The sequence below is a fragment of the Mycobacterium innocens genome (assembly GCF_900566055.1).
In the GTDB taxonomy this organism is placed as follows: Bacteria; Actinomycetota; Actinomycetes; order Mycobacteriales; family Mycobacteriaceae; genus Mycobacterium; species Mycobacterium innocens.
On the sequence record NZ_UPHQ01000011.1, the window covers coordinates 1 to 25,660 of the forward strand.

Here is a 25,660-nt window from a genome sequence, read left to right on the forward strand (position 1 = left end):
GCTGGTCGGCAACGGCGGAGCCGGCGGCCCCGCCGGCACCGCCTTTCCCGCCGTCGGCGGTCGTCGAGGACGTTCCGGACCCGCCGGCTCCGCCGTTGCCGATCAGCCAACCGCCGGCCCCGCCGTTGGCCCCGGTCCCCGGGGCCCCGTTGGCGCCATTGCCGATCAGTGGACGCCCGGTAGCGGCGACGAACGGCGCATTGATCGCATTGAGGAGGGGCTGCAGCGGCGTCGCAGCGGCATAGTCGGCGGCCGCATACGATGTCCCGCCCGCGTTCAGGGCCTGCACAAACTGCTGATGGAATGCGGCCGCTTGCCCGCTCAGCAGCTGATAGGCCTGGCCGTGCGCACCGAACAGCGCCGCAATCGCCGCCGACACCTCATCCCCACCCGCGGCCAGTAAGCTCGTCGTGTTGGCCGCGGCGGCGGCATTGGCCGTGCCGACCGCGGTCCCGATATTGGTCAAATCTCCTGCCGCTGCCACCAGCGCCTCCGGCGCCGCGAACATGAACGACATCTGACACCTCCCGATACGCCATCACTGCGTTGTCATGCCGATCTGGAGCCTCCCCCGTCACCAGAGAGAATCGGCCAATCCAGCGTATCGCTGTGCGGCCGGCACAGTTGTGGGTTTGCCGGAAACCCGGGCTAGGTTTTGCGAGCCGGCGTCCGCGACCGCGCACCCTCGACGGTGATGGACCGTGCGGCCGAGCGCCCCGGCCCGGCACCGCCGCCGGCCCCAGCCGCGTCGGGCTTCGGCTATCCCTTCCTGGTGGGCGGCGGTCCGGGCATCGGGTTCGGCGACGGGATGAGCACCAGCGCTGCCGCCAGTGCCAAGAAGAAGGCGCCCGAACCCGATTCCGCCGCCGCGGCCGCCACGGCAGCCGCCCCTGAGCAGGCCCGACGGCGGCGGCGCCGAGGCGCAGCGCTGCGCGGCTACGGCGACGAGTTCATGGACGTCGAGGTCGGCCCGGACTGGGACGTACCGCACGACGAGCAGCCGGCTGCACCGACCGCCTCGGATCAAGGTGCGGCGAACCTGGGATTCGCCGGCACGGTTCACAAGGACACAGCCGGTGCGGCGGCAGGCTTGGCCACGCTGGCCGGTGATCAGTTCGATGCCGGACCCAGGGAGCCGATGCTCCCCGGCACCTCGGAGCCGGACGGCCCGGCAAGGCATTAATGTCGGTTGGGTGCGTAGTGAAGGTGACACCTGGGACATCACCACGAGTGTTGGGTCGACCGCGCTTTTCGTCGCCACCGCACGGGCTTTGGAGGCCCAAAAGCCCGACCCGCTGGCCGTCGATCCGTACGCGGAACTGTTCTGCCGGGCCGTCGGCGGTTCCTGGGCCGACGTGCTCGACGGCAAGGCTCCCGACCACGACTTGAAGAGCGAGGACTTCGGCGAGCACTTCGTCAATTTCCAGGGCGCGCGCACCAGGTACTTTGACGCCTACTTCCAGCGGACCGCCGACGCCGGAGCGCGCCAGGTGGTCATCTTGGCGGCGGGACTGGACTCACGCGCCTACCGGCTGCCCTGGCCGGATGGAACGACGGTCTTCGAGCTGGACCGTCCGCAGGTGCTCGATTTCAAGCGCGAGGTGCTGTCCCGGCACGGTGCCACGCCGCGCGCCCAGCGACGTGAAATCGCGGTCGATCTGCGGGAAGACTGGCCGCAAGCGTTGCAGGACGACGGCTTTGATCCTGCCAAACCGTCGGCGTGGATCGCCGAGGGGCTGCTGATCTATCTTCCGACCGCCGCGCAGGAGCAGTTGTTCACCGGCATCGACAACCTGGCCTGCCTTGGCAGTCATGCCGCCGTGGAGGACGGCAGCCCGCTTCCCCCGGAGGAATTCGCCGCCAAGGTGGAAGAAGAACGTGCCGTCGTCGCGGCCGGTGACGCGAATCCGTTTTTTCAGTTGGTCTACAACGAGCAGTGCGCACCGGCCACCGAGTGGTTCGGGGCACATGGCTGGACGGCTCTCGGTACGCCGTTGGTCGAGTACTTCCGCGAGGTCGGCCGGCCGCTGCCGGAACCGGGGACCGAGGCCGGGGCGCTGTTTGTGCGCAACACCCTGGTCAGTGCCACCAAGCCGTAGGCGCATCGGAAGACGCAATGAGTTCGCCTTAGGTGGGAACTTTTCCGGGCCGGCGTCCGACTAGAGACGGCCTGCCACGTATTCCGGCAAGGCGGCCTGCATGGCGTCGCGAGCCCCTCTTTCGGGACCGCAGCGGCCGCGCCGGGTGCGGCTCCAACGGCGGCCTCGGCACCACCGGCCGCTCCGACCCCGGCGGCAGCGGCGACACCCCCGGCACCGCCCGCTGCGGGAGTCGTCCGGTGCGGCCTTCCCATACGTGGTCGGCGGTCCCGGCGCCGGGTTCGACTCGGCGATGAGCACTTCGGCTCGGCGCACGGCGTCAGAACCGGACCAGGCTGCGATACCGGCGGCGGCCGCCGCGGCTGCGCGAGAGGAGACGCGGGTGCGCCGGCGCCGACGGGCCAGGCTGCCGGATCCCGGCTACCGCTACGAATTCCTGGAGTCCGAATCAACTTCGGGGCGCAGAGCCTTTCCCTTCGTCGGCGTCCGACCGTTGGGGCGGGAGTGTTGAAATTCGCCGGGACTGCAACCCGCGCAGGCGTTGGTGACGCGGCTGGACTGGCGATGCTCGCCGGCGCCGGGTTCGGCGGGGGGGCCGGCGGTGCCGATGGTGCCTGGCACGTGGGACACCAGTCCGCGTGCAGGAGACCCCACGGCAATCAACGACAGTAAGGCTAACCAGGGCCCTGCGTCTGGAGAGCAGGGCAGCGCTCCCGGCAGTGCGTCACGCACGTAAATCGGTTCGCACCGTCCCGCTGCCGATGTCGACGAATTCCTCTTCGCATGCATGAAACATGTTGGGAGACGCCGGTACAGTGATCGGCTGTGGCATGGAAGCTGGTCACCCGGCCTGCCACCTCGCAGAGCGCCAACCGATGAAAACCCCATCCCTGTTGCGCATCTCGACAGGCACCCGGGCACCGTGGCTACGCACCGGGACAAAAAAAGTCATTGTGTCCCTTGACCGACCAGATCTAGCGCCTGCTGAAGATGAGCCACACATCAACGGCGGTAACGACTTAGAACACCTGTCACTCTCGCATGCGCTCATCGTCAGGTAGTTCCGGGCGTACCACCAACCCGACAAGCACCCGAAATCCTCTCGGATAGTGTCCATTTCGACGCGAGCAGGTGTTCCTCGCAAATTGGTCAATGCTCATGACGCATTGTCGCGTTGGAAGCGACGCACTTGTCTGGCTGCGGCTGAACTTCGGATGGTGGACCCGCCGTCCATGGTGGCAACGGCGTATTCAGGCCCGGTCCAACGACTCCCACCGGGCCGGATGGCTACCGAAACGTAGCTTTTCCCTACGTAACCGTAGCGATATGCAACTGTTGACAATAGTTAGGATCCGTGAGATTTTTTCCGCATCATGCCCGGCGGTCGCAGCCGACAAGGACTTCGGCCATGCCGGCAGGCCAGATGCAATCGGAAGGAGTCGATAGTGACATTGCAAGTGGTTCCCGAAGGTTTGGCGGCGGCCAGTGCGGCGGTGGAAGCGCTGACCGCTCGGTTGGCTGCCGCGCATGCTGCTGCGGCACCGCTGATTACAGCGGTGGTCCCGCCGGCGGCGGACCCCGTGTCGATACAGACTGCGGCCGGGTTTAGCGCGTACGGCAACGAGCACGCCGCGGTGGCCGCCGAAGCCGTTGAAGAGCTGGGCCGTTCGGGAATCGGCGTCGGTGAGTCCGGTGTCAGTTATGCCGCGGGTGACGCCGCAGCGGCAGTATCGTATTCGGCATTAGGTGGTTGGGTGTGACCGCGCCGATCTGGATCGCCTCACCGCCCGAGGTGCATTCGGCATTGCTGAGCTCCGGTCCGGGTCCGGAGTCGCTGGCGGCAGCGTCTGCCGCGTGGACATCGATGAGCGCCGAATATGCCTCGGCGGCAGAAGAACTCACGATCATACTGGCTGCGGTGCAGGCTGGCGCGTGGCAGGGTCCCAGCGTCGAAGCGTATGTGGCCGCGCATGTTCCGTATGTGGCGTGGTTGATGCAGACCAGCGCCGACAGCGCGGCAACGGCCGCCGGGCATGACACCGTGGCGGCAGCCTACTTCAGCGCACTGGCCGCGATGCCCACCCTGGCGGAATTGGCCGCCAACCACGTCACCCACGGGGTGTTGGTCGCGACGAACTTCTTTGGGATCAACACCATCCCGATCGCGCTCAACGAGGCCGACTACGTCCGAATGTGGATCCAGGCCGCTACCACCATGTGTGTCTATGAGACCGTCAGCGGCGCGGCGCTGGTCTCGACGCCGCGCACCACGCCGGCGCCAGTCATCGTTAAACCCAGTGCCAATGAATTCAGCAATGCCGTGGCCGCCCTTACTCTCACCCCATTCCCATGGCATGAACTGATGCAGTTCTTGGCCCTGGTCGGCAAGGTATGGGCATTGGATTTCAAGCTTTTCTCAACGGTTTTCCAAGCCTACGGTGCGGTACTGTTCCAATTGATAGATAATCTCGTACATTTGCAGCTGCTAGCAGCTATTATAGATCTGCTAGTTTTCGGTGCGCTTGGGACGCCACTTATTATAGCGATCGTGATAATACCGCCACTGGTCTACGCCACCGTCTTGGGTGTTACGACAATTGTTGTTGGGTGGATTATTTCGAATTTGGTCGGTGTTGTTCCGCTTTTGGCGAGTCCTTTGTTGGGAGGGCTGGCCGCTGCTGTTGTCCCGGGGGTAGCCGGTATGGCCGGATTGGCCGTGGTGCCGGCTGCGGCCGTGGCGGCCGCGCCGGCTGCGGGATTGGCTGCTGCTCCGGCGGCTGTGGCGATCGGGGCAGTGGAGCCGTCGCCGGGGGCGACGGCGGAGCGGACGCGGTTGGTGTCGGCGGTGCAGCCGGCTTCCGGCAGCCCGCCGTCGTCGGCGCTGGCTTCTGAGCGTGGTGCTGGGACGCTGGGGTTTGCCGGGACGGACGGCAAGCAGAACGTCGGACAGCCCTGCGGGTTGACGGCATTGCAAGGCGCTGAGTACGGCGGTGTTTCGCAAGTGCCGATGCTGCCGGCTACCTGGGAGTCGAATGTCCTTGGGGCGGGCACCGAACAGGCGTTTGCCAGCCTGATGAGCTGACAACGAGTAACCGGAAATTCAAATCGAAAGGAATCGCTATGAGTTTGTTGGATGCCCATATTCCGCAGTTGGTGGCGTCGCAGTCGGCGTTTACCGCCAAGGCGGCGTTGATGCGGCACACGATCGGGCAGGCCGAGCAGTCGGCGATGTCGGCGCAGGCGTTTCATCAGGGCGAGTCCGCCGCGGCGTTCCAGGGCGCGCACGCCCGGTTCGTGGAGGCCGCCGCCAGGGTCAACACCTTGCTGGATATCGCGCAGGCCAACCTGGGCGACGCCGCGGGCACCTATGTGGCCGCCGATGCCGCCGCCGCGTCCAGCTACACCGGCTTCTGAGTCACCGTCACCGTCAAACCTCGAAAGGACTTGTGATGTCGCAGATTATGTACAACTACCCGGCGATGCTGGCGCACGCCGGGAACATGTCGGCCTATGCCGGCACCCTGCACAGCCTGGGCGCCGATGTCGCCAACGAGCAGGCCGCGCTGTCCAATGCCTGGCAGGGCGATACCGGGATGACCTACCAGGGCTGGCAGACCCAGTGGAACCAGGCCATGGAGGACCTGATGCGGGCCTATCAGTCGATGGCCGGTACCCACGAATCCAACACCATGGCGATGTTGGCCAGGGACCAGGCCGAGGCCGCCAAGTGGGGCGCCTAGCGACGGTGCTGATCTAGTCACCGCCCTCCGCGGAGTCCCGGCCCAGCGGTCACATCTTTCACATGGGAATCTGGCCGACCCGGCGCACAATTTGCCCGGCTTTCCGCGACAAGCTAAGGCGCGCGCTACGGATTGTCGCCGGCAGCCGGGGAGACTGATGTGGTCGGTGGGAAAGTCGCAGTTGCGGCCGACAACCCGGGGCACCTAGATACCAGCCTGCCGGCCGGGTGAGCATGCGGTCGGCCCCGGCCGCAAGGGTCACCGGCGCGCTGGATGCGCAACCGGCGTGGATGACCCTGGAAACTACTAAAAGCTACCAGGGGACGTTTCCCGGACCGGAGGCTGGACCCGCGACCTGCGCTACGCGGGTCCAGCCCCGGCCGGACGCTCGACACCTGGTGCATGGGCGGTCGCATGAGCGCGAAAGTGCCAGTGCGGTAGCCGGGTCGATCCGGGATAAGCCGTCCCTGGCCGCCAGACTCGGTGTTGCACTGCGGTGACCGGGTAACGGTGGTCAGGCCAGCGGGCCGATATAGCAATAGACAACAGTTGACAACATATATGGTATGTGAGATTTTTCTCCGGGTCATGCGTGGCGTCGCGGCTTACATCACCTCGGCCACTGCCCGGAGTAGGGACCGCCCCGCCCTTGTTAATGAAAATCATGTTCACTAAGCTGCACAATGCTGGGTGGGTCCGATATATAGGAGGAGCGTCAGGCATGAAATCGCCCGTGCTGATCGCCGCGACTAAGGCGCTGGTCAGTGCCATGCGAATGTCGTCATCATGACGGGACAACCGGCCCCGCACCGCCCTCGACAGGTTAGCTTATGCAATGCTAACTTCGGGAGGCCAGCTTCAGGCGGTAATGACCAGTGGCGACCTTAGGTTCAGGAGACGGCGGGAGCGTGGAACGCAGTGATATCGGCATGGTCGCAACTCACTCCGTCGTACCCCGGACAAGCGGCAAGGTAGACGCTGACGTCGTCAGCCGGTTCGCCACCTGCTGCCGGGCGCTGGGCATCGCCGTCTACGACCGGCGCCGGCCGGCCGACCTGACCGCCGCCCGATCGGGATTCACCGCACTCACCCGCGTCGCCGGTGACCAGTGCGACGCATGGACGGGGCTGGCTGCCGCCGGTGACCAGTCCATTGGCGTGCTCGAAGCCGTGTCCCGTACTGCTGCCACCGCCGGCGTGTTGCAGCGCCACGTGGAACTGGCGCCCAACGCCTTGGGGTTTCATTACGACACGGGGTTGTACTTGCGGTTCCGGGCCACCGGCCCGGACGATTTCCATCTCGCGTACGCGGCGGCACTGGCGACGGCCGGTGACTACGCGAAGGCGTACGACGTGGTTGCCGGCATCACCGGGCGTCGACCCGGCTGGCGCGAAGCCCGCTGGCTCATGGTCGTGGTCAACTACCGTGCCGCACGGTGGTCGGACGTCGTCAAGCTGCTGACCCCGATCGTCAATGATCCCGATCTCGACCAGACTTTCGCCCACGCCGCCAAGATCACCCTGGGCACCGCCTTGGCCCGGTTGGGCATGTTCGCTCCGGCGTTGTCGTATCTCGAGGAGCCCGAAGGTCCGGTCCTGGTCGCGGCGCTCGACGGGGCACTGGCCAAAGCCCTGGTGCTGCGCGCACACGTCGACGAGGAATCGGCCGCCGAAGTACTTCAGGACCTGTATGCGGCCCATCCGGAGAACGAGCAAGTCGAGCAGGCCCTGTCCAACACCAGCTTCGGGATCGTGACCACCACCGCGGCCCGGATCGAAGCCCGCACCGACCCGTGGGATCCCGAAACCGAGCCCAGCGCAGATGATTTCATCGATCCTGCGGCACATGAGCGCAAAGCCGCGCTGCTGCACGAGGCTGAACGCCAGCTCGCCGAATTCATCGGGCTCGACGAAGTCAAGAACCAGGTGTCGCGGCTGAAGAGTTCGGTGGCTATGGAGCTGGTGCGCAAGCAGCGCGGGCTCACCGTGGCGCAGCGCACGAACCACCTGATCTTCGCCGGGCCGCCCGGGACGGGTAAGACGACGATTGCCCGGGTCGTCGCCAAAATCTATTGCGGCCTAGGGCTTTTGAAGCGGGAGAATATCCGCGAGGTGCACCGCGCCGACCTCATCGGCCAGCACATCGGCGAAACCGAGGCCAAGACCAACGCGATCATCGACAGCGCGCTGGACGGGGTGCTGTTCCTCGACGAGGCATACGCGCTGGTGGCCACCGGAGCCAAGAACGACTTCGGGCTGGTGGCCATCGACACCTTGCTGGCCCGCATGGAAAACGACCGTGACCGGCTGGTGGTGATCATCGCCGGATACCGGGCCGACCTGGACAAATTCCTCGACACCAACGAGGGCCTGAGGTCGCGGTTCACCCGCAGCATCGAATTCCCGTCGTACACATCGCATGAGCTGGTGGAGATCGCGCACAAGATGGCCGAACAACGAGACAGCGTCTTCGAGCGATCGGCGCTCGACCACCTGGAGGCGTTGTTCGCCACGTTGGCGGCATCGTCGACACCGGACTCCAACGGCATCATGCGCCGCAGCCTCGACATAGCGGGCAACGGGCGGTTCGTCCGCAACATCGTCGAACGTGCGGAAGAAGAACGTGAATTCCGGCTCGACCACTCCGAGCATGCGGGAACCGGGGAGTTCAGTGATGAGGAGCTGATGACCATCACCGCCGACGACGTGAACAGGTCTGTGGAACCACTGCTACGCGGACTGGGGCTCTCGGTGCCGGCATGACTACCCGTGAGCCTGATCCAGAACGCCGTTCGTTTGCTTCGCGCACCCCGGTCAATCACAACCCCGACAAGGTGGTCTACCGCCGGGGTTTCGTCACGCGCCATCAGGTGACAGGTTGGCGGTTCGTGATGCGCCGCATCGCCTCGGGTATTGCCTTGCACGACACCCGAATGCTCGTCGACCCGCTGCGCACCCAGTCGCGCGCGGTGCTGATGGGGGCGCTGGTCCTGATCACCGGGCTGGTCGGCTGCTTCGTGTTCTCACTGATCCGGCCCAACGGGCAGGCGGGCACCAGTCCGGTGCTGGCCGACCGGTCCACCGCCGCACTGTATGTGCGGGTGGGCGACGCGGTGCACCCGGTGCTCAACCTGACCTCGGCCCGGCTGATCGCCGGCAAGCCGGTCAACCCCACGACGGTGAAAAGCTCTGAGCTGGACCGCTTTCCGCGTGGGAATCTGATCGGCATTCCGGGCGCCCCGGAGCGGATGGTGCAGAACACCACCCGCGACGCCAACTGGACGGTGTGTGACTCCGTCAGCGGGCAGGGTGGGCGCAGCGCCCACAGCACGGCGGTGACGGTCATCGCGGGGCGGCCGGACAGCGACGGCGCCCGCGCGGCCGCGCTCGGCTCCGCCCAGGCGGTCCTGGTCGATAACGGCACGGGCAGCTGGCTGCTATGGGACGGCAAGCGCAGCCTGCTGGACCTGAACGACCATGCGGTCACCAGCGCGCTCGGGCTGGGCGCCGACGCCCTCGCGCCGCGGCCCATCGCGTTGGGGTTGTTCAACGCCATTCCCGAAGCGCCGCCACTGACGGCGCCGGTCATTCCGAACGCCGGTGGCCCGCCGGGTTTCGCGGTGTCCGCGCCGATCGGTGCGGTGGTCGAGGCTCTGACCCTCAATAGCACCGCTAAAGCCGAAACCTCGCAGTACTACGCGGTGCTGCCGGACGGTCTGCAGCCGATCTCACCGGTGCTGGCCGCGCTCCTGCGCAACACCAACTCCTATGGTTTGCAACAGCCGCCACGCCTCGGCGCGGACGAGGTGGCCAAGCTGCCCGTGTCACGCATGCTGGACATCACACGTTATCCGGTGCAGTCGCTGAGTCTGGTCGACGTGGCGCGCAGCCCTGTCACGTGTGCGTACTGGAGCAAGCCGGCCGGGGCGGCCACCAGTTCGTTGAGCTTGCTCAGCGGCGCGGCGCTGCCGGTGGCCGACGCGGTGCACACCGTCGACCTGGTCGGGGGCGGCGGTACGACCGCCACCCACGTCGCGTTGCCGCCGGGCACCGGCTACTTCACCCAGAGCGTGGGCGGTGGCGCGACGGCTCCGGCCACCGGTTCGCTGTTCTGGGTCTCCGATACCGGGGTGCGCTACGGCATCGACACCGAGGGCGAAGGCGGACGCAAAACCGTTGAGGCACTTGGCCTGCAGACCCCGCCGCTGACCATCCCGTGGTCGGTCCTGTCGCTCTTCGCGTCCGGCCCGACGCTGTCACGGGCCGACGCGTTGTTGGCTCACGACGCCCTGCCGCCGGACACCAAGCCCGGGCGCGCGGCGTCGGCCGATGGAGGGTCCCGATGAGCAGACTGATCTTCGAGGCTCGCCGGCGGCTGACTCCGCCGACGACTCGTAAGGGCACCATCACCATCGAGGCGCCACCCCAGTTGCCCCGGGTCATTCCGCCGTCCTTGTTGCGACGCGCGATGCCCTACCTGATGGGGATCCTCATCGTCGGCATGATCGTCGCGATGGTCGCGACCGGGATGCGGCTGATTTCTCCGCAGACCCTGTTCTTTCCCTTCGTGCTGCTGCTGGCGGCCACCTCACTGTTTCGCGGCAACGACAACAAGATGCGCACCGAGGAAGTCGACGCCGAGCGGGCCGACTATCTGCGTTACCTGTCGGTGGTTCGGGACAACATCCGTGCGCAGGCAGCCGAGCAGCGCGCGTCCGCGCAGTGGTCCCATCCGGAACCGGAGGCCCTGGCTTCGGTGCCCGGATCCCGCCGCCAGTGGGAGCGCGACCCGCACGACCCGGATTTCCTGGTGCTGCGGGCCGGACGGCACTCCGCCCCCCTGGCCACCACGCTGCGGGTCAACGACACCGCTGACGAAGTCGACCTGGAACCGGTGTCGCACAGCGCATTACGCAGCCTGCTCGACACGCAGCGCACCGTTCGTGACGTTCCCACCGGAATCGACGTCACCAAGGTTTCGCGGATCACCGTGCTCGGCGACCACGCGCAGGTGCGTGCGGCGCTGCGGGCGTGGCTGGCCCAGGCGGTCACCTGGCACGACCCGACGGTGCTCGGCGTGGCGTTGGCCAGCCCCGATCTGGAGAGCAGTGACTGGTCCTGGCTGAAGTGGTTGCCGCACGTCGACATTCCCGGGCAGGCCGACGGCGTGGGCCCGGCCCGCTATTTGGCCGCCGACGCCGACGCGCTGGTCGACATGCTGGGCTCCACCCTGCTCGACCGTCCCGCATTCACCGGCGCAGCGGCAGATGCGTTGCGGCACTTGGTGGTCGTGGTCGACGATCCCGACTACGACGTGACCGCGGCGGCGCTGGGCGTGGGCCGTGCCGGGGTGACCGTCGTGCACTATTCGGCTACACCACCGCATCGCGAACAATATTCCGATCCGGAAAAACCGATCCTGCAGGTGACCGACGGTGCCATCCAGCGGTGGCAGACCGGCGGCTGGCAGCCCTATATCGACAATGCCGACGAGTTCGGCGCCGACGAAGCCGCTCACCTGGCCCGCCGGCTGTCCCGGTGGGACTCCAACCCGACGCACGCCGGGTTGCGCTCCGCGGCCACCCGGGGCGCGAGTTTCACTACGCTGCTGGGCATCCCGGATGCGTCCCGGCTGGACGTGCCGGCGCTGTGGGCGCCGCGCCGGCGTGACGACGAGTTGCGCGTGCCGATCGGCGTCACCGCCACCGGCGAGCCGCTGATGTTCGATCTCAAGGACGAAGCCGAAGGCGGGATGGGTCCGCACGGACTGATGATCGGGATGACGGGTTCCGGCAAGTCGCAGACCCTGATGTCGATTCTGTTGGCGCTGTTGACGACTCATTCCGCAGACCGGCTGATCGTCATCTACGCCGACTTCAAGGGCGAGGCCGGCGCCGACAGCTTCCGGAATTTCCCCCAGGTTGTCGCGGTGATCTCGAACATGGCCGAGAAGAAGTCGCTGGCCGACCGGTTCGCCGACACGCTGCGCGGTGAGGTGGCCCGGCGCGAAACGCTGCTCCGCGAGGCCGGCCGCCGGGTCCAGGGCAGCGCGTTCAATTCGGTGGTCGAGTATGAAAATGCGGTCGCGGCCGGGCATGACTTACCGCCTATCCCGACGCTGTTCGTGGTGGCCGACGAGTTCACCCTGATGCTGGCCGATCATCCGGAATACGCCGAGCTGTTCGACTACGTGGCACGCAAGGGGCGTTCGTTCCGCATCCACATCCTGTTCGCGTCCCAGACGCTGGATGTCGGCAAGATCAAGGACATCGACAAGAACACCTCCTACCGGATCGGGCTGAAAGTAGCCAGCCCCAGCGTTTCCCGCCAGATCATCGGTGTGGAGGACGCCTACCACATCGAGTCCGGTAGAGAACACAAAGGCATCGGCTTCCTGGTGCCCGCCCCCGGGGCCACCCCGATCAAGTTCCGCAGCACCTACGTCGACGGCATCTACGAGCCGCCACGCACCGCCAAAGCCCGTGTCGTGCAACCACTCCCAGAACCCAAGATCTTCACCGCCGCAGCCGTGGAGGCGGACCCGGGCACAGTGATCGCCACCGCCGGCGCGGAGGAACCGGCCGGCCCGCCGCGCAAACTGATCGCGACCGTCGGCGAACAGTTGGCCCGCTACGGACCGCGAGCCCCCAAGCTGTGGCTGCCGCCGCTGGACGAACCGATCCCGCTCACCGGACTGCTGGCCCGAGCCGCCGTGCCGCCCCGGCACTGGCGCTGGCCGCTCGGAGAGATCGACAAGCCGTTCGAGATGCGCCGCGATCCGCTGGTGTTCGACGCCCGGTCGTCGGCCGGCAACATGGTGATCCACGGCGGTCCCAAGTCCGGCAAATCGACTGCACTGCAGACGTTTATGCTCTCGGCCGCCAGCCTGCACTCACCGCGCGAGGTGACGTTCTACTGTCTTGACTACGGCGGCGGACAACTGCGTTCACTGGAGGGTCTGGCCCATGTCGGCAGCGTCGCGTCGGCGCTGGAACCCGAACGCATCCGGCGTACCTTCGGTGAGCTGGAACAGCTGCTGCTGTCCCGGCAGCAGCGTGAGGTGTTCCGCAACCGCGATGGCAACGGTTCGGCTCCCGACGACGGTTACGGTGAGGTGTTCCTGGTCATCGACAACCTCTACGCGTTCGGTCGCGACAACATCGACCAGTTCAACACGCGAAACCCGTTGCTGGCCAAGGTGACCGAGTTGGTCAACGTGGGCCTGGCGTACGGCATCCACGTGATCATCACCACCCCGAGCTGGCTGGAGGTGCCGCTGGCGATGCGCGACGGCCTGGGGCTGCGCCTGGAGCTGAAGCTGCACGACGCGCGCGACAGCAATGTGCGGGTGGTCGGCGCGCTGCGCCGCCCGGCCGACGCCGTCCCCGCCGACCAGCCGGGCCGCGGGTTGACCATGGCCGCCGAGCACTTCCTGTTCGCCAGCCCCGCGTTGGACTCTGCGTTGGACGGGCAACGAAACCCAGTTGCCGCGATCAACGCCCGCTACCCGGGAGTTGCCGCCCCGCCGGTGCGGCTGCTGCCCACCAACCTCGCTGCCGAAGCGGTCGGCGCGCTGTATCGCGGACCGGATCAGATTGTCATCGGCCAGCGCGAGGAGGACCTGGCGCCGGTGGTGCTCGACTTCGCCGCCAATCCGCTGCTGATGGTGTTCGGCGACAGCAAGTCCGGCAAGACCACCTTGCTGCGTCACCTGATCCGCACCATCCGGGAGCACTCGACCGCCGACCAGGTGGCCTTCACCGTGCTGGATCGCCGGCTGCATCTGGTCGACGAACCGCTGTTCCCCGACAACGAATACAGCGCCAACATCGACCGGATCATCCCGGCGATGCTCGGGCTGGCAAACCTCATCGAGTCGCGACGGCCACCGGCCGGCCTGTCGCCTGCCGAGCTGGCCCGCTGGACTTACCACGGCCACACCCACTACCTCGTCATCGACGACGTCGACCAGATCCCGGATTCGGCGGCCATGACGGGTCCCTACATCGGACAGCGGCCCTGGACCCCGCTCATCGGTCTGCTCGGGCAGGCGGGCGATCTGGGCTTGCGGGTGATTGTGACGGCGCGGGCCTCCGGCTCGGGCCACGCGCTGATGACCAGTCAGCTGCTGCGGCGGTTCAACGACCTGCAGGCGACCACGGTGATGCTTTCGGGCAATCCGGCCGACAGCGGGAAGATCCGCGGTCAACGTTTCGACCGGTTGCCTCCTGGACGCGCGGTGTTGTTGAGCGACAGCGAATCTCCGACCTACATGCAGTTGGTCAACCCGCTCATCGGGGAGGCCGCGACATTTGGTGAAACGCAACAGAAGGGGAGTCAGTCATGACGTTGCGAGTTGTTCCGGAGGGACTGGCCGCGGCCAGCGCGGCCGTAGAAGCGCTGACGGCGCGGCTGGCGGCCGCGCATGCTGCCGCGGCTCCGTCGATCACCGCGGTGGTGCCGCCTGCCGTGGATCCGGTGTCGCTGCAGACTGCCGCCGAGTTCAGCGTCCAGGGGCAGGAGCACTCCGTCGTCGCCGCCCAAGGCGTCGAAGAACTGGGGCGTGCGGGCGTCGGGGTGGGCGAATCCGGCGCACGCTATCTCGCCGGTGATGCGGCGGCCGCGGCTACCTACGGGATCGCGGGCGCCTGACCATGGTCGCGCCCTTGGGGCCCATCTGGATTGCTTCGCCGCCCGAGGTGCATTCGGCGTTGCTGAGCGGTGGTCCTGGTCCGGGTTCGCTGCTGGCGGCGGCCGCGGCCTGGAATCTGCTCAGCGCCGAATATGCCTCGGCGGCAGCAGAACTCAGCGGGATCCTGGATGCGGTGCAAGCGGGAGCGTGGCAGGGGCCGAGCGCGCAGCAGTATCTCGCCGCGCATCTGCCCTATGTGGCGTGGCTGATGCAGGCCAGCGCCGACAGCGCCGCGATCGCAACTCAGCACGAGGCTGCTGCGGCGGCCTACACGGCCGCCTCGGCGGCCATGCCGACTCTGGCGGAGCTGGCGGCCAACCACGTCATCCATGGCATCCTGGTGGCGACGAATTTCTTTGGCATCAATACCATTCCGATCGCGCTCAACGAGGCCGACTACCTGCGGATGTGGCTTCACGCCGCCGCGACCATGGGCCTTTACCAGGCGGCCGCGGGCGCGGCACTGGCGTCGGCTCCGCGCACCGCGCCGGCGCCGACAATTGTGAATCCCGGCGACGAACCGGCCGCCGGGATGGTCGCCAACGCGGTTCAGGCACAAGCCGCCGCGGCCACGTTCAACCCCTGGCAGTTCCTCTGGCAGCTGCTCCAGGACATGTGGAACGCCTACACGGGCTTCTACGGCTGGATGCTCAAAGAGATCGCGACGTTCCTGCAAGACCCCATCGGAAACTCGATAAAGATCATCATCGCCTTCCTCACCAACCCGGTGGCGGCGTTGATCACCTACGGCCCACTGTTGTTCGCGCTGGGATACCAGGTCTTCTTCAACCTCGTCGGCTGGCCCACCTGGGGCATGGTGCTGAGTTCGCCGTTCCTGGTGCCGGCCGGGCTCAGCCTGGGTCTGAGCGCGATAGCGTTCGCGGCGCTGGCGCCTGCCGAGACCGCGGTGGTTGCCGCCCCCGCTGCGGCAATACCGCTGGCTGTCGCCGTCGCGTCGACGTCTCCGTGGCCGGCTGTCAGTCTTGCCTCAACGGCCAGCGGCCTGGCTGGGGCTCCGGCGACACCACCGGGAGCCGGTGCTTCGGCCGGCGCCGCGCCGGCCCCGGCTGCCCCGGCTCCCGCAAGTTTTGCCTACCTGGTTGGCGGCCTTGATGATTGGGGACCCACCTCGGGTCCGACGGTTGGTGGCCGCGGCAGCCTCAAGGCGCCGGCGGCGACCATCCCGGCCGCCGGCGCGGCAGCGGCAAGCCGCGCGGCAACCCGCGCGCGACGCCGCTCGCGACTCGAATTACGCGACTATGGCGACGAATTCCTCGACATGGACGCCGGCACCGGCCCGGCGGCAACCGAGGATCCCACCCAGGCGTCCGACTGGGGGGCGGGCCCGCTCGGGTTCGCCGGGACCGCCGCCAAAGAGCCAGTGCTGCATGCGGTTGGCCTGACGGCGCTGGCCGGTGACGAGTTCGGCGGCGGTCCGCGGATGCCGATGGTACCGAGCAGCTGGGACGGCCTGCAGGAAGGGGGCGACGACGCTTCGCACCACGACAGCAAGTAACCGAAATCCGAATTGCCAGAGAAAGGGGTTGTTATGAGTCTTCTGGATGCCCACATTCCGCAGTTGGTGGCCTCCCAGTCGGCATTCGGCGCCAAGGCGGCGTTGATGCGTCACACGATCAGTCAGGCCGAGCAGTCGGCGATGTCGGCGCAGGCGTTTCACCAGGGCGAGTCCGCCGCCGCGTTTCAGGGCGCCCACGCCCGGTTCGTGGAGGCGGCGGCCAGGGTCAACGCCCTGCTGGACATCGCTCAGGCAAACCTCGGTGACGCCGCCGGAACTTATGTGGCCGCCGATTCCGCGGCTGCGTCCAGCTACACGGCGTTCTGAGCCCACAGACAACCGAAAGGAGTTGTGATGTCACAGATCATGTACAACTACCCGGCGATGCTGGGACACGCCGGGGACATGTCGGGATATGCCGGCACCATGCAGGGGCTGGGCTCGGATATCGCCGCCGAGCAGTCCGCGCTGTCGAACGCCTGGCAAGGCGACACCGGGCTGACGTATCAGGCATGGCAGGCGCAGTGGAACCAGGCCATGGCAGACCTGGTGCGGGCCTATCAGTCGATGGCCGGCACGCACGAAGCCAACACCATGGCGATGATGGCCCGCGACCAGGCTGAAGCCGCAAAATGGGGCGGCTAGCAAGTTAGATGGTTGCAGAATCCGCAGAACCCTCGCAGCCTAACGCCGTCGAGTTGACGGTCGACAACGCGTGGTTCATCGCCGAGAGCGTCGGGGCCGGCAGTTTCCCGTGGGTGCTGGCCATCACCCCGCCATACACCGATAGCGCGCAACGAAATGCGTTCTTCGGGCGTCAGAAAGACGAGCTGACGGGACTGGGCTTGATGTCGCCGGACGGTACCGTCAACTCTGCGGTGGCCGACTGGATCAAAGTGGTGTGCTTCCCCGACCGGTGGCTGGACTTACGTTACATAGGGCCGGCATCGGCCGAGGGATCCGGCGAGTTGCTGCGTGGCATTGTCGCCCGGCGGGTCGGCGCCGGCGGCAAGACTTCCCGGAAGTTCAATACCGTTGTCGCGCTGCGCAGCGCTCAGCTGGTCACCTTCACGGCAATGGATATCGATGACCCGCGGGCGCTGGTTCCGGTCCTCGGTGTCGGGTTGTCGCAGCGGCCGCCGGCCCGGTTCGAGGAGTTCAGCATGCCCATGCGGGTCGGAGCTCGCGCCGACGAGCGGCTGCGCTCCGGCGCGCCGCTCGAGGAAGTCCTTGACTACCTGGGCATCCCGGCTTCGGCCCGGCCGGTGGTGGAGGCGGTCTTCTCCGGGCCGCGCTACTACGTCGAGATCGTCGCCGGCTGCAACCGGGACGGCCAGCACACCACCACCGACGTCGGTCTGAGCGTCGTCGACACCACCGCCGGCCGGGTATTGGTCAGTCCGTCCCGGGCCTTCGACGGTGAGTGGGTGTCGACCTTCAGCCCCGGGACCCCGTTCGCGACTGCCGTCGCGATCGAACAACTCATCGCCAATCTGCCGGAGGGGCAATGGTTCCCCGGTCAGCGGTTGTCCCGCGACTTCTCCGGACAACCCTCATAACCGAAATTCAGAAAGTGAGTACGATGTCTCCGCAACGGCCCCAACGGATTTGGACGGTCCGGTGATGTCGGGCACCGTGATGCCGATTGTCCGCGTCGCCATCCTCGCCGACAGCCGGTTGACGGAGATGGCCCTGCCCGCGGAGCTGCCGCTGCGCGAAATCCTGCCCGCGGTCCAGCGTTTGGTCATTCCCGCGGCGGAGAACGGCGACGGCGGCGAGGCCGGTTCGGGTGCGGCTGCGAACCTGAGTCTGGCGCCCATCGGCGGTGCGCCGTTCAGCCTGGATGCCAGCCTGGACACCGTCGGGGTGGTCGACGGTGACCTGCTCGCATTGCAGCCGGTGCCCACCGGTCCGGCCGCCCCGGGAATCGTCGAGGACATCGCCGACGCCGCCATGATCTTCTCGAGTTCGCGGCTGAACCCTTGGGGGCCAAAGCATATCCAGCGCGGGGCGCTGGCCGCGGTGATCGGTGTGGCTCTGGTGGCGACCGGGCTGGCGGTCAGCTACCGGATGGCGACGGGAGCGTTGGCCGGGCTGGTCACGGTCAGCGGGATCGCGGTCGGCATGGCGTTGGCCGGATTGCTGGCCACGGCCCGTTCGCCACGAACGGGGACCGCGGTGTCGATTGCCGCACTGGTGCCGATCGCCGGGGCGCTGGCGCTGGCGGTACCCGGGAAATTTGGGCCGGCGCAGCTGCTGCTGGCGGCTGCGGGTGTCACCGCGTGGTCACTGATCTGCCTGATGGTGCCCAGCGCCGAACGTGAGCGCATCGTCACCTTCTTCACCGCGGTGGCGGTGACCGCGGCCGGGGTATGGCTGGCCGCCGGCGCCGAACTGCTATGGCAACTGCCGATGCGCAGTGTCGGCGCCGGGCTGATCGTGGCCGCGCTGCTGATCACCATCCAGGCGGCTCAGCTGTCGGCGCTGTGGGCGCGCTTTCCGTTGCCGGTCATCCCGGCGCCGGGGGACCCCACCCCGTCGGCTCCGTCGTTGCGGGTGCTCGAAGACCTGCCGCGGCGGGTGCGCGTCAGTGACGCCCATCAAAGCGGTTTCATCGCCGCGGCCGTGCTGCTGAGCGTCCTGGGATCGGTGGCAATCGCGGTGCGCCCCGAAGCGGTCGGTGGCGTGGGCTGGTACGTGGTGGCGGCGACGGCTGCCGCGACCGCACTGCGCGCCCGGGTATGGGATTCGGCCGCCTGCAAGGCCTGGTTGCTGGCCCAGCCGCATCTGGTGGCGGGGATCCTGTTGGTGGTCTACACGGCGACCGGGCGCTATGCCGCCGCCGTGGGCGCGGTGCTGGTGCTCGCGGTACTCGTGCTGGCCTGGATCGTCGTTGCGCTGAACCCTGCCATTGCCTCGCCGGACAGCTACTCTCTGCCGCTGCGCCGCCTGCTGGGCTTTGTCGCCGCCGGCCTGGACGTTTCGCTTATCCCCGCGATGGCATACCTGGTCGGCCTGTTCACCTGGGTCCTCAATCGATGACACGCGGCGCCGGATTAGGTTGCTGCGCAGCAATTCTGGCTGTGGTGGTGGCCACCGCTCCGCCGGCGTCGGCTATCGCCCCGCCGGTGGTCGACGCCACCGTGGATCCGCCCAGTGGTACCCCGGGGCCGGTGCAGCCGATGGAGCAACGCGGCGCCTGCAGTGTCTCGGGACTCATGGCGGGTACCGATACCGGTGTCCCGGCACCCAGCCAAGCGGTGCTGAATCTGCCTGCGGCATGGCAGTTCTCGCGCGGTGACGGTCAGTTGGTGGCCATCATCGACACCGGGGTGCAACCGGGTCCGCGATTGCCGAACGTGGACGGCGGTGGCGACTTCGTGGATTCGACCGACGGCCTGACCGACTGCGACGGGCACGGCACCCTGGTCGCCGGGGTCGTCGCCGGGCAGCCCGGCGCCGACGGCTTCGCGGGGGTCGCGCCGGCGGCGCGGTTGCTGTCCATCAGGGTGACCTCGGCCAAGTTCTCGCCGCGGACCTCAGGTGGCGACCCCACGCTGGCCCGGGCAGCGATCGACGTGGACACGCTGTCCCGCGCGATCGTGCATGCGGCCGATCTCGGCGCCCGGGTGATCAACATCTCCCCGGTGACCTGCCTGCCCGCCGACCGGACGGTCGACCAGTCCGCACTGGGGGCGGCGCTCCGGTATGCGGCCGTGGACAAGGACGCGGTGATCGTGGCCGCCGCCGGTACCAGCGGTGCGGCCGGCTCGGGCGGCGGTGGTAGCTCCTGCGACTCGAACCCGCTGACCGACCTGAGCCGTCCCGACGATCCACGCAACTGGGCCGGCGTCACGTCGATCTCCATCCCGTCGTGGTGGCAGCCGTACGTGTTGTCGGTGGCATCCTTGGCGCCGGACGGGCAGCCGTCGAAGTTCACCATGGCCGGTCCGTGGGTGGGTATCGCCGCACCCGGGGAAAACATTCTGTCCGTGAGCAATGGCGACGGCGGTGGCCTGGCCAACGGACTGCCCAATGACCACCAGCAAGTGGTGCCCATCAGCGGCACCAGCTACGCGGCCGGCTACGTCTCCGGCGTCGCCGCGCTGGTCCGCAGCAAGTATCCCGGCCTGAGCGCGGGCGAGGTGGTGCGCCGCATCACCGCCACCGCCCACAACGGCGCCCGCGCCCCGTCCAACATCGTCGGCGCCGGCGCTGTCGATCCGGTGGCGGCGCTGACCTGGCAGCTGCCCGCCCCGCAATCAGGGGCGCCAGCGGCGAAACCGGTTGCAGTTCCACCGGCACCGAAGCCCAAGGACACCACACCCCGCAACGTCGCATTCGCCGGAGCCGCAGCGTTGGCATTGCTGGTCGGCATCACCGCAGCAACTGCGGCGACGGTGCGCCGGCGAAAGGAGCCGATCCCGTGAGCCTCAACTCGATTCCGCGCCCGGGAAACGGGCGGATCGCCGTGGCGCTGCTGGCGATGGTGCCCGCGGCGATGGCTTATCCGTGGCAGTCGACCCGCGACTATTGGCTGATCGGGATCGCCGCCGTGGTGGTGATCGTCCTGTTCGGCTGGTGGTGCGGACTGCACTTCACCACGATCGTGCGTCGCCGGCTGGCCATGATGCGGCGACGGCGGTCGGGCGCCGATCCCGCAACCGAGGTACGCACCACGGCGCTGCTGCGCCTCGGTCCGCCGGCCCCGGGCCTGGAGGTGCTCCCGCTGCCGTTGATAGCCGGGTACCTGGACCGCTACGGCATCCGCGCCGACGCCGTCCGAATCACCGGGCATCTCAACGCGGCGGGTGAGCGGGAGCTGTGGCTCGGGATGACGGTGTCGGCCGCCGCCAACCTGGCGGCGCTGCAAGCCCGGTCACCGCGAATCCCGTTGCAGCAGACCGCCGAGGTCGCCGCGCGCCGGCTCGCCGACCACCTTCGCGAAATCGGTTGGGACGTCGGCATGGTTGCGCGTGACGACGCGCCGCGGTTGCTGGCTCGAGCCGATCGCGAAACGTGGCGGTGCATGCGCCACGGCGACTCCGATTGCCTTGCCGCATACCGGGTCAGCGTGGATGCCGCATTGCCCGAAACATTGGCTGCCGTGTGGTCGCATCCGGCGCGTGAGACCTGGGCGGCATTGGAGATCGGCACCGGCGGTCGACCGGGCGGCCCGCCCACGGTTGCCGTCGGGTGCGCGTTCCGTACCGATACGCGTCCCGACGGCGCGGCGCCGCTGGCCGGACTGACTCTGCAACGCGGCAGCCAGTGGCTGGCGCTGGCGGCATTGGAGCCGTCGTCCACCCGGCGACTCGACGGACACACCGACGAGCCCGACGGCCTGCTGGAGCGACTGGTGTGGCCGACCCCGTCGGCTTGGGCGGGGCACACGTCGCTCACCGAGGCCGCTAGTCGAACATGAAACTGCGCAGAAACAGCGTCATCCGCCGCAGGTAATCCAACTGGCTCACATGCATGACGTGACTGCCGGGGAACCAATGCAGCGCGCAGTGATCCCAGTGCTCCCACAGCGTTACGGCATGCTCGGGCGGAGCCATCCGATCGCCGAGGCCGGTGATGATCATCCGGCGGTGCTTGGGCAGCAGCGGCCGATAGTTCAGCGGGCCGTGGTAGGCCAGCCCGGCGCTCAACTCGTCACGGCGGATGCGCGACAGGCACAGGCCCAGCCGGACCAGCCTGCTGGCCGGAAACCATTCGTCGAACAGTTTGCCCGGGCTGACCACCGGGCAGTTGGGGATGACGGCCTCGAGCCGGTTCTCCACCGACGCCACCAGCGCGGACGTGTAGCCGCCCAGCGATATTCCGGTCAGTGCGATGCGCTCGACGCCGGTGTGGCGCAGATAGTCCACGATGGAGCGAAAGTCGTACACCGCCTGGGCCATCGCCTCGGCGAAGCCGCTCAAGCCGCCGGCGAAGAAACCGAAACCGCTGAACGGCGAATGCCTCTCGGCTCGCTTGCCGTGAAACGGCAAGGTGTACAACAGAACATCGTAACCGGAACGGTAATACCACGGCAGTGAGAAGAACAGCCCGTTGAGCAAGTACGACGAGCCCATGAAACCGTGGATGACACACAGCGTGGGGCGCGGCCCGTCGTCATGGCGCCAATGCTGCGCGCGTACCACGTTGTTTGCGGTCAACCCGCTCCACTGGGTGCGCATGGTGGGGTTGACCGCCCGGAAGCCGCTGGCGAACGAGATGTCGTCGACGGTGCCGCGCGCGATCCACTCGGCGAGCGGGCTGGCGCGCCGCGACGAAATCTTGGGCAGATCCTTCGGTGCCGGAAACGACTTCGCCGGGTCATGTTCGGCGGCCAGTTCGGCGTAGAAGTTCAAGTTGCTGCGTTCGCTGCCGGAATTGAGCCGCAGCAAAGCGGTGGCGACGACGGCCGGTGCCACCGTGGTGGACAGCACCGACGACGCCGCGGTGCGCAGCGCAATATCGCCGACCGCCGACGACTCGACGACGATGCGTTGACGCAGCGAGAGCGCAGATCGTGGCGGTAGCCCTTCGGCGCCGGCGTCGGCCCCGGGCACGTCGGGAATCGGGACCGGCGGATCGATGGGATCCGCTTCGGACATCCCCGAAAACTCCGACATCCCATCGATGGTATCTCGCCGATATCGCGAGGTGCCGGCGAATTCGACAGTGTCGTCAATTTCTGGGGCAACACGGTGCGCGTCCGGACCCCATCGGTAATAGGTTGTTCCATAACACCCGATTGGCGACGGTGTTGATCAGGAGGACCGACATGTGGGATCCCGACGTCTACCTGGCCTTTGCGGATCATCGCAGCCGTCCGTTCTACGACTTGGTGTCCCGGGTGGGCGCCAAGCGGGCGCGCCGGGTGGTCGACCTGGGTTGCGGCCCCGGCCACCTGACCCGGCACCTGGCGCGACGCTGGCCCGAGGCGACGATCGAGGCTTTGGACAGTTCACCGGAAATGGTCGCCGCCGCCCGGGAACGCGGTATCGACGCGACGACCTGCGACGTGCGGAACTGGAAGCCTCGGCCAGACACCGACGTGGTGGTCAGCAACGCGGCACTGCACTGGGTGCCCGAACACTCGGAACTGCTGGTCCGCTGGGCCGGCGAGCTGGCGGCCGGATCCTGGATGGCGGTTCAGGTGCCGGGAAACTTCGATACCCCGTCGCACGCCGTGGTGCGGACCCTGGCCCGGCGAGAGCCGTACGCAAAGCTGCTGCGCGACATACCGTTTCGGGTGGGAGCGGTGGTTCATCCGCCGGCGCACTACGCGAATCTGCTGATGGACGCCGGATGCAAGGTCGACGCCTGGGAGACCACCTACCTGCACCAGCTCACCGGTGAGCACCCGGTGCTGGAATGGATCACCGGCACCGCGCTGGTTCCGGTGCGGGAACGGCTGGACGATGCGGGTTGGGAGCAGTTCCGCCAGGAGCTGATTCCGCTGCTCGACGACGCCTACCCGCGCCGCGCGGACGGTACCACGATCTTCCCGTTCCGCCGGCTGTTCGTCGTCGCCGAGGTCGGGGGAGCACGCCGCGGCTCGTGAGCTTTGGCGAAGCCGTATCGGCGGTCGGCGATCGCCCGTCGCGCTCGTCGAGACCCGGTTGGCCGTGTCGCGTTTCGCACAGCCCGCGTCGACGCCGATCCATGAGCGATTGCCGTCACATCCGTCACATGGGTTTCCAGGCCGCGGGTTGTCGCTGTCAGCGTTGGGCGGCTACGCCCCGGTGACGGAGATGAGATATGCCGAGCGTGCGCTGGCGGCGTCGACTGTGCGCTGGCGGCGTCGAGCGTGCGCTGGCGGCGTCGAGGGTGCCGCCAGGGCGGCCAATCGCGGATGTTCCCGCCCTACAAGCACACTCAAAGCCGTCACGGCACAGTCGATACGGCGGCATGACAGCCGACCCGGTGAGCAGTGAGTCATCGCCCGAGCACCTGCCGTCACACCAGGTTTGAGCGACAGTGGGGGCATCGACGTGCCGAAAACAGACGCCCAGCTGTGGGTACTCAGCCAAGGTCGCGCTCCAGGACATCGATGACCAGCAGCATTGTGGTCACCTTGAATCGAGTGAGGCGGGCCCAATGACCCGAGGAGGCTGGTGTGGCCAATGTGGCTGGTGCGAAGCGCATTCGATGGCCGTGCTATTGGCTGGCCGGCGCGGCTTCTTCCTCGATACCGCGGTCGGCCGCTATCGGCGACCTGCTGCTGGGCGCGGTTCGATGGATCCGCAGATACGTTTCGGTGTAGCGCTCCGCAATCCGGGTACCGGCGAATTCCGACGGGATCACGTCGCCGGTGCGCTGACGCCAATCGTGAAGCCGGACAGCAAGATCCGCTGCAACCGCAAACACCTTCGCGGCGGCGTCACCGGTCAGCAGATTCGTGGTCTCGGTGGGGTCGGCGCGCAGATCGTACAGTTCCCGTTGCGGTCGCGGTGACCTGACGAACGGTGCGACGGCCATCCCGGACGGGCTTTCCTCGATATCCCACGGCAGATCCAGTAACGGGCGGGGCACATAGTTCTCGATGTAGCTGTATTCCTTTGTGCGGATTGCGCGTATCGGATCAAACGAGTCGTGGTAGGTCTTGGTGGTGTACACATGGTCGCGAACCGGCCCGGCGACGGTGTCGGCCCCGAGCAAGGAGGCCGCGTGCGACAGGCCGTCGGCATCGGCCGGGATGTCGACCCCCAGCAGGTCCAGCATTGTCGGTAACAGGTCGACGCCGCTGAACAATTCGTCGTAGACGCGCGGGGCAACCTCCCGGCGGGTGGGCGGACGCACGATCATGGCGATGCCGGTCCCGGCGTCGTAGAGGGTGGATTTGGCACGCGGAAACGCCGGGCCGTGATCGGTCAGGAACACCACCCAGGTGCTGCCGTCCAGCCCGGTTTCGGCCATCGTGTCCAAGATTCGCCCGACGGCGGCGTCCGCGGTGGTGATGGCTCCGTAGAAATCGGCCAGGTCCTGGCGCACTTCGGGGGTGTCGGGGAGATAGTCGGGGACGTTGACACCTGCGCTGTCTGCCGGTTCGTAGCGTTCGTGGGGGTAGGGCCGGTGGGTTTCGAAAAACCCCGCCGTTAGCAGGAACGGCTGGCCGGAAAGATCCGGCACGCAATCCTGCAGCCACTCCCGCACCTTTTCGACCACATATTCGCAGTAGGAGTTCGACACGTCGAATTCGTCGAATCCCAGCCGGGCCGGGTAGGACGTCTCGTGTTGCATCCCGAAAAGAGCTGAGTACCAACCCTGCTCGCCCAACAGTTGCGGCAGTGTCCGGACTCCACTGCGGTATTCCCAGCCGTGATGGGCCAGCCCCACCAGCCCATTGGTTTGCGGGTAGCGACCGGTGAACAGCGATCCGCGCGACGGCGAGCACAGCGGTGCGGTGGCGTGCGCCCGGGTGAACAAGATCCCCTCGGCGGCAAGCTGGTCCAGTCGCGGGCTGAGGACATCCGGGTGACCGTAAACACCGAGGTAGCGCCCCAGGTCGTGCCAATGCACGATCAGCACGCTGTCGTTGCCGGCTATGCCGTCATTGTGTTCACCCGTCACCGTCTGCCGCCTCTCGAGCATGCTTGCGGCGGCGACGATACCCGGTG

General features: G+C 67.4%; 21 protein-coding genes and 1 pseudogene. 19 read left to right on the forward strand and 3 right to left on the reverse strand.

The features are described from left to right. The coding region (locus tag EET03_RS01440) for a PE family protein (protein ID WP_136625625.1) at positions 1–517 on the reverse strand (517 nt) is incomplete at its 3' end. 162 nt (positions 518–679) lie between these two features. Here EET03_RS01440 and EET03_RS01445 point away from each other — a divergent pair. The 18 genes and pseudogenes from EET03_RS01445 to eccE all read left to right on the forward strand — a co-directional run. Beyond that, a pseudogene (locus EET03_RS01445) lies at positions 680–1,183 on the forward strand (PPW family C-terminal domain-containing PPE protein); the annotation flags it as partial. A gap of 10 nt (positions 1,184–1,193) precedes the next feature. Beyond that, entirely contained in the window at positions 1,194–2,099 is a 906-nt protein-coding gene (locus tag EET03_RS01450; protein ID WP_075543875.1) for a class I SAM-dependent methyltransferase, read from the forward strand. Positions 2,100–2,391: 292 nt separating this feature from the next. Beyond that, on the forward strand, positions 2,392–2,610 hold the full coding sequence (locus EET03_RS29770; protein WP_136625626.1) for a hypothetical protein: 219 nt from the start codon (positions 2,392–2,394) through the stop codon (positions 2,608–2,610). A 934-nt stretch (positions 2,611–3,544) separates the two neighbouring features. Then, the gene (locus EET03_RS01455; RefSeq protein ID WP_075543876.1) at positions 3,545–3,859 is read left to right on the forward strand and encodes a PE family protein; all 315 of its coding nucleotides are present in this window, start codon (positions 3,545–3,547) and stop codon (positions 3,857–3,859) included. Next, entirely contained in the window at positions 3,856–5,181 is a 1,326-nt protein-coding gene (locus EET03_RS01460; RefSeq protein ID WP_075543877.1) for a PPE family protein, read from the forward strand. Before EET03_RS01455 ends, EET03_RS01460 begins: the two co-directional genes overlap by 4 nt. 38 nt (positions 5,182–5,219) lie before the next feature. Then, positions 5,220–5,513 (forward strand): type VII secretion system protein EsxG, encoded by a 294-nt coding sequence (gene esxG / locus EET03_RS01465; RefSeq protein ID WP_075543309.1) that lies wholly within the window; start codon positions 5,220–5,222, stop codon positions 5,511–5,513. Positions 5,514–5,548: 35 nt separating this feature from the next. Next, a complete protein-coding gene (locus tag EET03_RS01470) occupies positions 5,549–5,839 on the forward strand; it encodes a WXG100 family type VII secretion target (protein WP_075543878.1) in 291 nt (96 codons plus the stop codon). A 908-nt stretch (positions 5,840–6,747) separates the two neighbouring features. Further along, positions 6,748–8,601 carry a type VII secretion AAA-ATPase EccA gene (eccA, locus tag EET03_RS01475; protein WP_208648972.1) on the forward strand — a complete coding sequence of 618 codons (1,854 nt, stop codon included), beginning with the start codon at positions 6,748–6,750 and terminating at the stop codon, positions 8,599–8,601. Then, positions 8,598–10,184, forward strand: a complete 1,587-nt coding sequence (gene eccB / locus EET03_RS01480; RefSeq protein ID WP_075543880.1) for a type VII secretion protein EccB — start codon at positions 8,598–8,600, stop codon at positions 10,182–10,184. The genes eccA and eccB overlap by 4 nt, the downstream gene beginning before the upstream one ends. After that, positions 10,181–14,185 carry a type VII secretion protein EccCa gene (gene eccCa, locus EET03_RS01485; RefSeq protein WP_099193906.1) on the forward strand — a complete coding sequence of 1,335 codons (4,005 nt, stop codon included), beginning with the start codon at positions 10,181–10,183 and terminating at the stop codon, positions 14,183–14,185. The genes eccB and eccCa overlap by 4 nt, the downstream gene beginning before the upstream one ends. After that, complete coding sequence (locus tag EET03_RS01490) at positions 14,182–14,490, forward strand: PE family protein (protein WP_063468741.1); 309 nt, start codon at positions 14,182–14,184, stop codon at positions 14,488–14,490. The genes eccCa and EET03_RS01490 overlap by 4 nt, the downstream gene beginning before the upstream one ends. 2 nt (positions 14,491–14,492) lie before the next feature. Continuing rightward, positions 14,493–16,046, forward strand: coding sequence for a PPE family protein (locus EET03_RS01495; protein ID WP_075543882.1), 1,554 nt, complete (start codon positions 14,493–14,495; stop codon positions 16,044–16,046). A gap of 33 nt (positions 16,047–16,079) precedes the next feature. Then, entirely contained in the window at positions 16,080–16,373 is a 294-nt protein-coding gene (esxG, locus tag EET03_RS01500; protein ID WP_075543883.1) for a type VII secretion system protein EsxG, read from the forward strand. A gap of 27 nt (positions 16,374–16,400) precedes the next feature. After that, a complete protein-coding gene (locus tag EET03_RS01505) occupies positions 16,401–16,691 on the forward strand; it encodes a WXG100 family type VII secretion target (protein ID WP_023369886.1) in 291 nt (96 codons plus the stop codon). 8 nt (positions 16,692–16,699) lie between these two features. Continuing rightward, positions 16,700–17,605, forward strand: a complete 906-nt coding sequence (locus EET03_RS01510) for an ESX secretion-associated protein EspG (RefSeq protein ID WP_075543884.1) — start codon at positions 16,700–16,702, stop codon at positions 17,603–17,605. A gap of 64 nt (positions 17,606–17,669) precedes the next feature. Beyond that, positions 17,670–19,088, forward strand: a complete 1,419-nt coding sequence (eccD, locus tag EET03_RS01515; protein WP_099193907.1) for a type VII secretion integral membrane protein EccD — start codon at positions 17,670–17,672, stop codon at positions 19,086–19,088. After that, positions 19,085–20,476: a type VII secretion-associated serine protease mycosin gene (mycP, locus tag EET03_RS01520; RefSeq protein WP_075543885.1), complete on the forward strand. Its 1,392-nt coding sequence runs from the start codon at positions 19,085–19,087 to the stop codon at positions 20,474–20,476. The genes eccD and mycP overlap by 4 nt, the downstream gene beginning before the upstream one ends. After that, positions 20,473–21,471 carry a type VII secretion protein EccE gene (gene eccE, locus EET03_RS01525; protein ID WP_075543886.1) on the forward strand — a complete coding sequence of 333 codons (999 nt, stop codon included), beginning with the start codon at positions 20,473–20,475 and terminating at the stop codon, positions 21,469–21,471. Before mycP ends, eccE begins: the two co-directional genes overlap by 4 nt. Here eccE and EET03_RS01530 read toward each other — a convergent pair. Next, positions 21,458–22,669 carry an alpha/beta hydrolase family protein gene (locus EET03_RS01530; protein WP_075543887.1) on the reverse strand — a complete coding sequence of 404 codons (1,212 nt, stop codon included), beginning with the start codon at positions 22,667–22,669 and terminating at the stop codon, positions 21,458–21,460. The two genes, eccE and EET03_RS01530, sit on opposite strands and share 14 nt — an antisense overlap. A 152-nt stretch (positions 22,670–22,821) precedes the next feature. Here EET03_RS01530 and EET03_RS01535 point away from each other — a divergent pair, with 152 nt between their 5' ends. Beyond that, positions 22,822–23,604 carry a trans-aconitate 2-methyltransferase gene (locus tag EET03_RS01535; RefSeq protein WP_063468747.1) on the forward strand — a complete coding sequence of 261 codons (783 nt, stop codon included), beginning with the start codon at positions 22,822–22,824 and terminating at the stop codon, positions 23,602–23,604. A gap of 596 nt (positions 23,605–24,200) precedes the next feature. On the opposite strand, the gene EET03_RS01540 is transcribed toward EET03_RS01535, so the two are convergent. Continuing rightward, positions 24,201–25,634 carry a sulfatase family protein gene (locus EET03_RS01540; protein ID WP_075543888.1) on the reverse strand — a complete coding sequence of 478 codons (1,434 nt, stop codon included), beginning with the start codon at positions 25,632–25,634 and terminating at the stop codon, positions 24,201–24,203. Between the last annotated feature and the right edge of the window lie 26 nt (positions 25,635–25,660).

Coding starts and splice junctions, on each gene's coding strand:
- EET03_RS29770 (WP_136625626.1), top strand. CDS start 2,392: ATGAGCACTTCGGCTCGGCGCACGGCGTCAGAACCGGACCAGGCTGCG.
- esxG (WP_075543309.1), top strand. CDS start 5,220: ATGAGTTTGTTGGATGCCCATATTCCGCAGTTGGTGGCGTCGCAGTCG.
- EET03_RS01470 (WP_075543878.1), top strand. CDS start 5,549: ATGTCGCAGATTATGTACAACTACCCGGCGATGCTGGCGCACGCCGGG.
- eccB (WP_075543880.1), top strand. CDS start 8,598: ATGACTACCCGTGAGCCTGATCCAGAACGCCGTTCGTTTGCTTCGCGC.
- eccCa (WP_099193906.1), top strand. CDS start 10,181: ATGAGCAGACTGATCTTCGAGGCTCGCCGGCGGCTGACTCCGCCGACG.
- EET03_RS01490 (WP_063468741.1), top strand. CDS start 14,182: ATGACGTTGCGAGTTGTTCCGGAGGGACTGGCCGCGGCCAGCGCGGCC.
- EET03_RS01495 (WP_075543882.1), top strand. CDS start 14,493: ATGGTCGCGCCCTTGGGGCCCATCTGGATTGCTTCGCCGCCCGAGGTG.
- esxG (WP_075543883.1), top strand. CDS start 16,080: ATGAGTCTTCTGGATGCCCACATTCCGCAGTTGGTGGCCTCCCAGTCG.
- EET03_RS01505 (WP_023369886.1), top strand. CDS start 16,401: ATGTCACAGATCATGTACAACTACCCGGCGATGCTGGGACACGCCGGG.
- EET03_RS01510 (WP_075543884.1), top strand. CDS start 16,700: ATGGTTGCAGAATCCGCAGAACCCTCGCAGCCTAACGCCGTCGAGTTG.
- eccD (WP_099193907.1), top strand. CDS start 17,670: ATGTCGGGCACCGTGATGCCGATTGTCCGCGTCGCCATCCTCGCCGAC.
- mycP (WP_075543885.1), top strand. CDS start 19,085: ATGACACGCGGCGCCGGATTAGGTTGCTGCGCAGCAATTCTGGCTGTG.
- EET03_RS01530 (WP_075543887.1), bottom strand. CDS start 22,669: ATGTCGGAGTTTTCGGGGATGTCCGAAGCGGATCCCATCGATCCGCCG.
- EET03_RS01535 (WP_063468747.1), top strand. CDS start 22,822: ATGTGGGATCCCGACGTCTACCTGGCCTTTGCGGATCATCGCAGCCGT.
- EET03_RS01540 (WP_075543888.1), bottom strand. CDS start 25,634: ATGCTCGAGAGGCGGCAGACGGTGACGGGTGAACACAATGACGGCATA.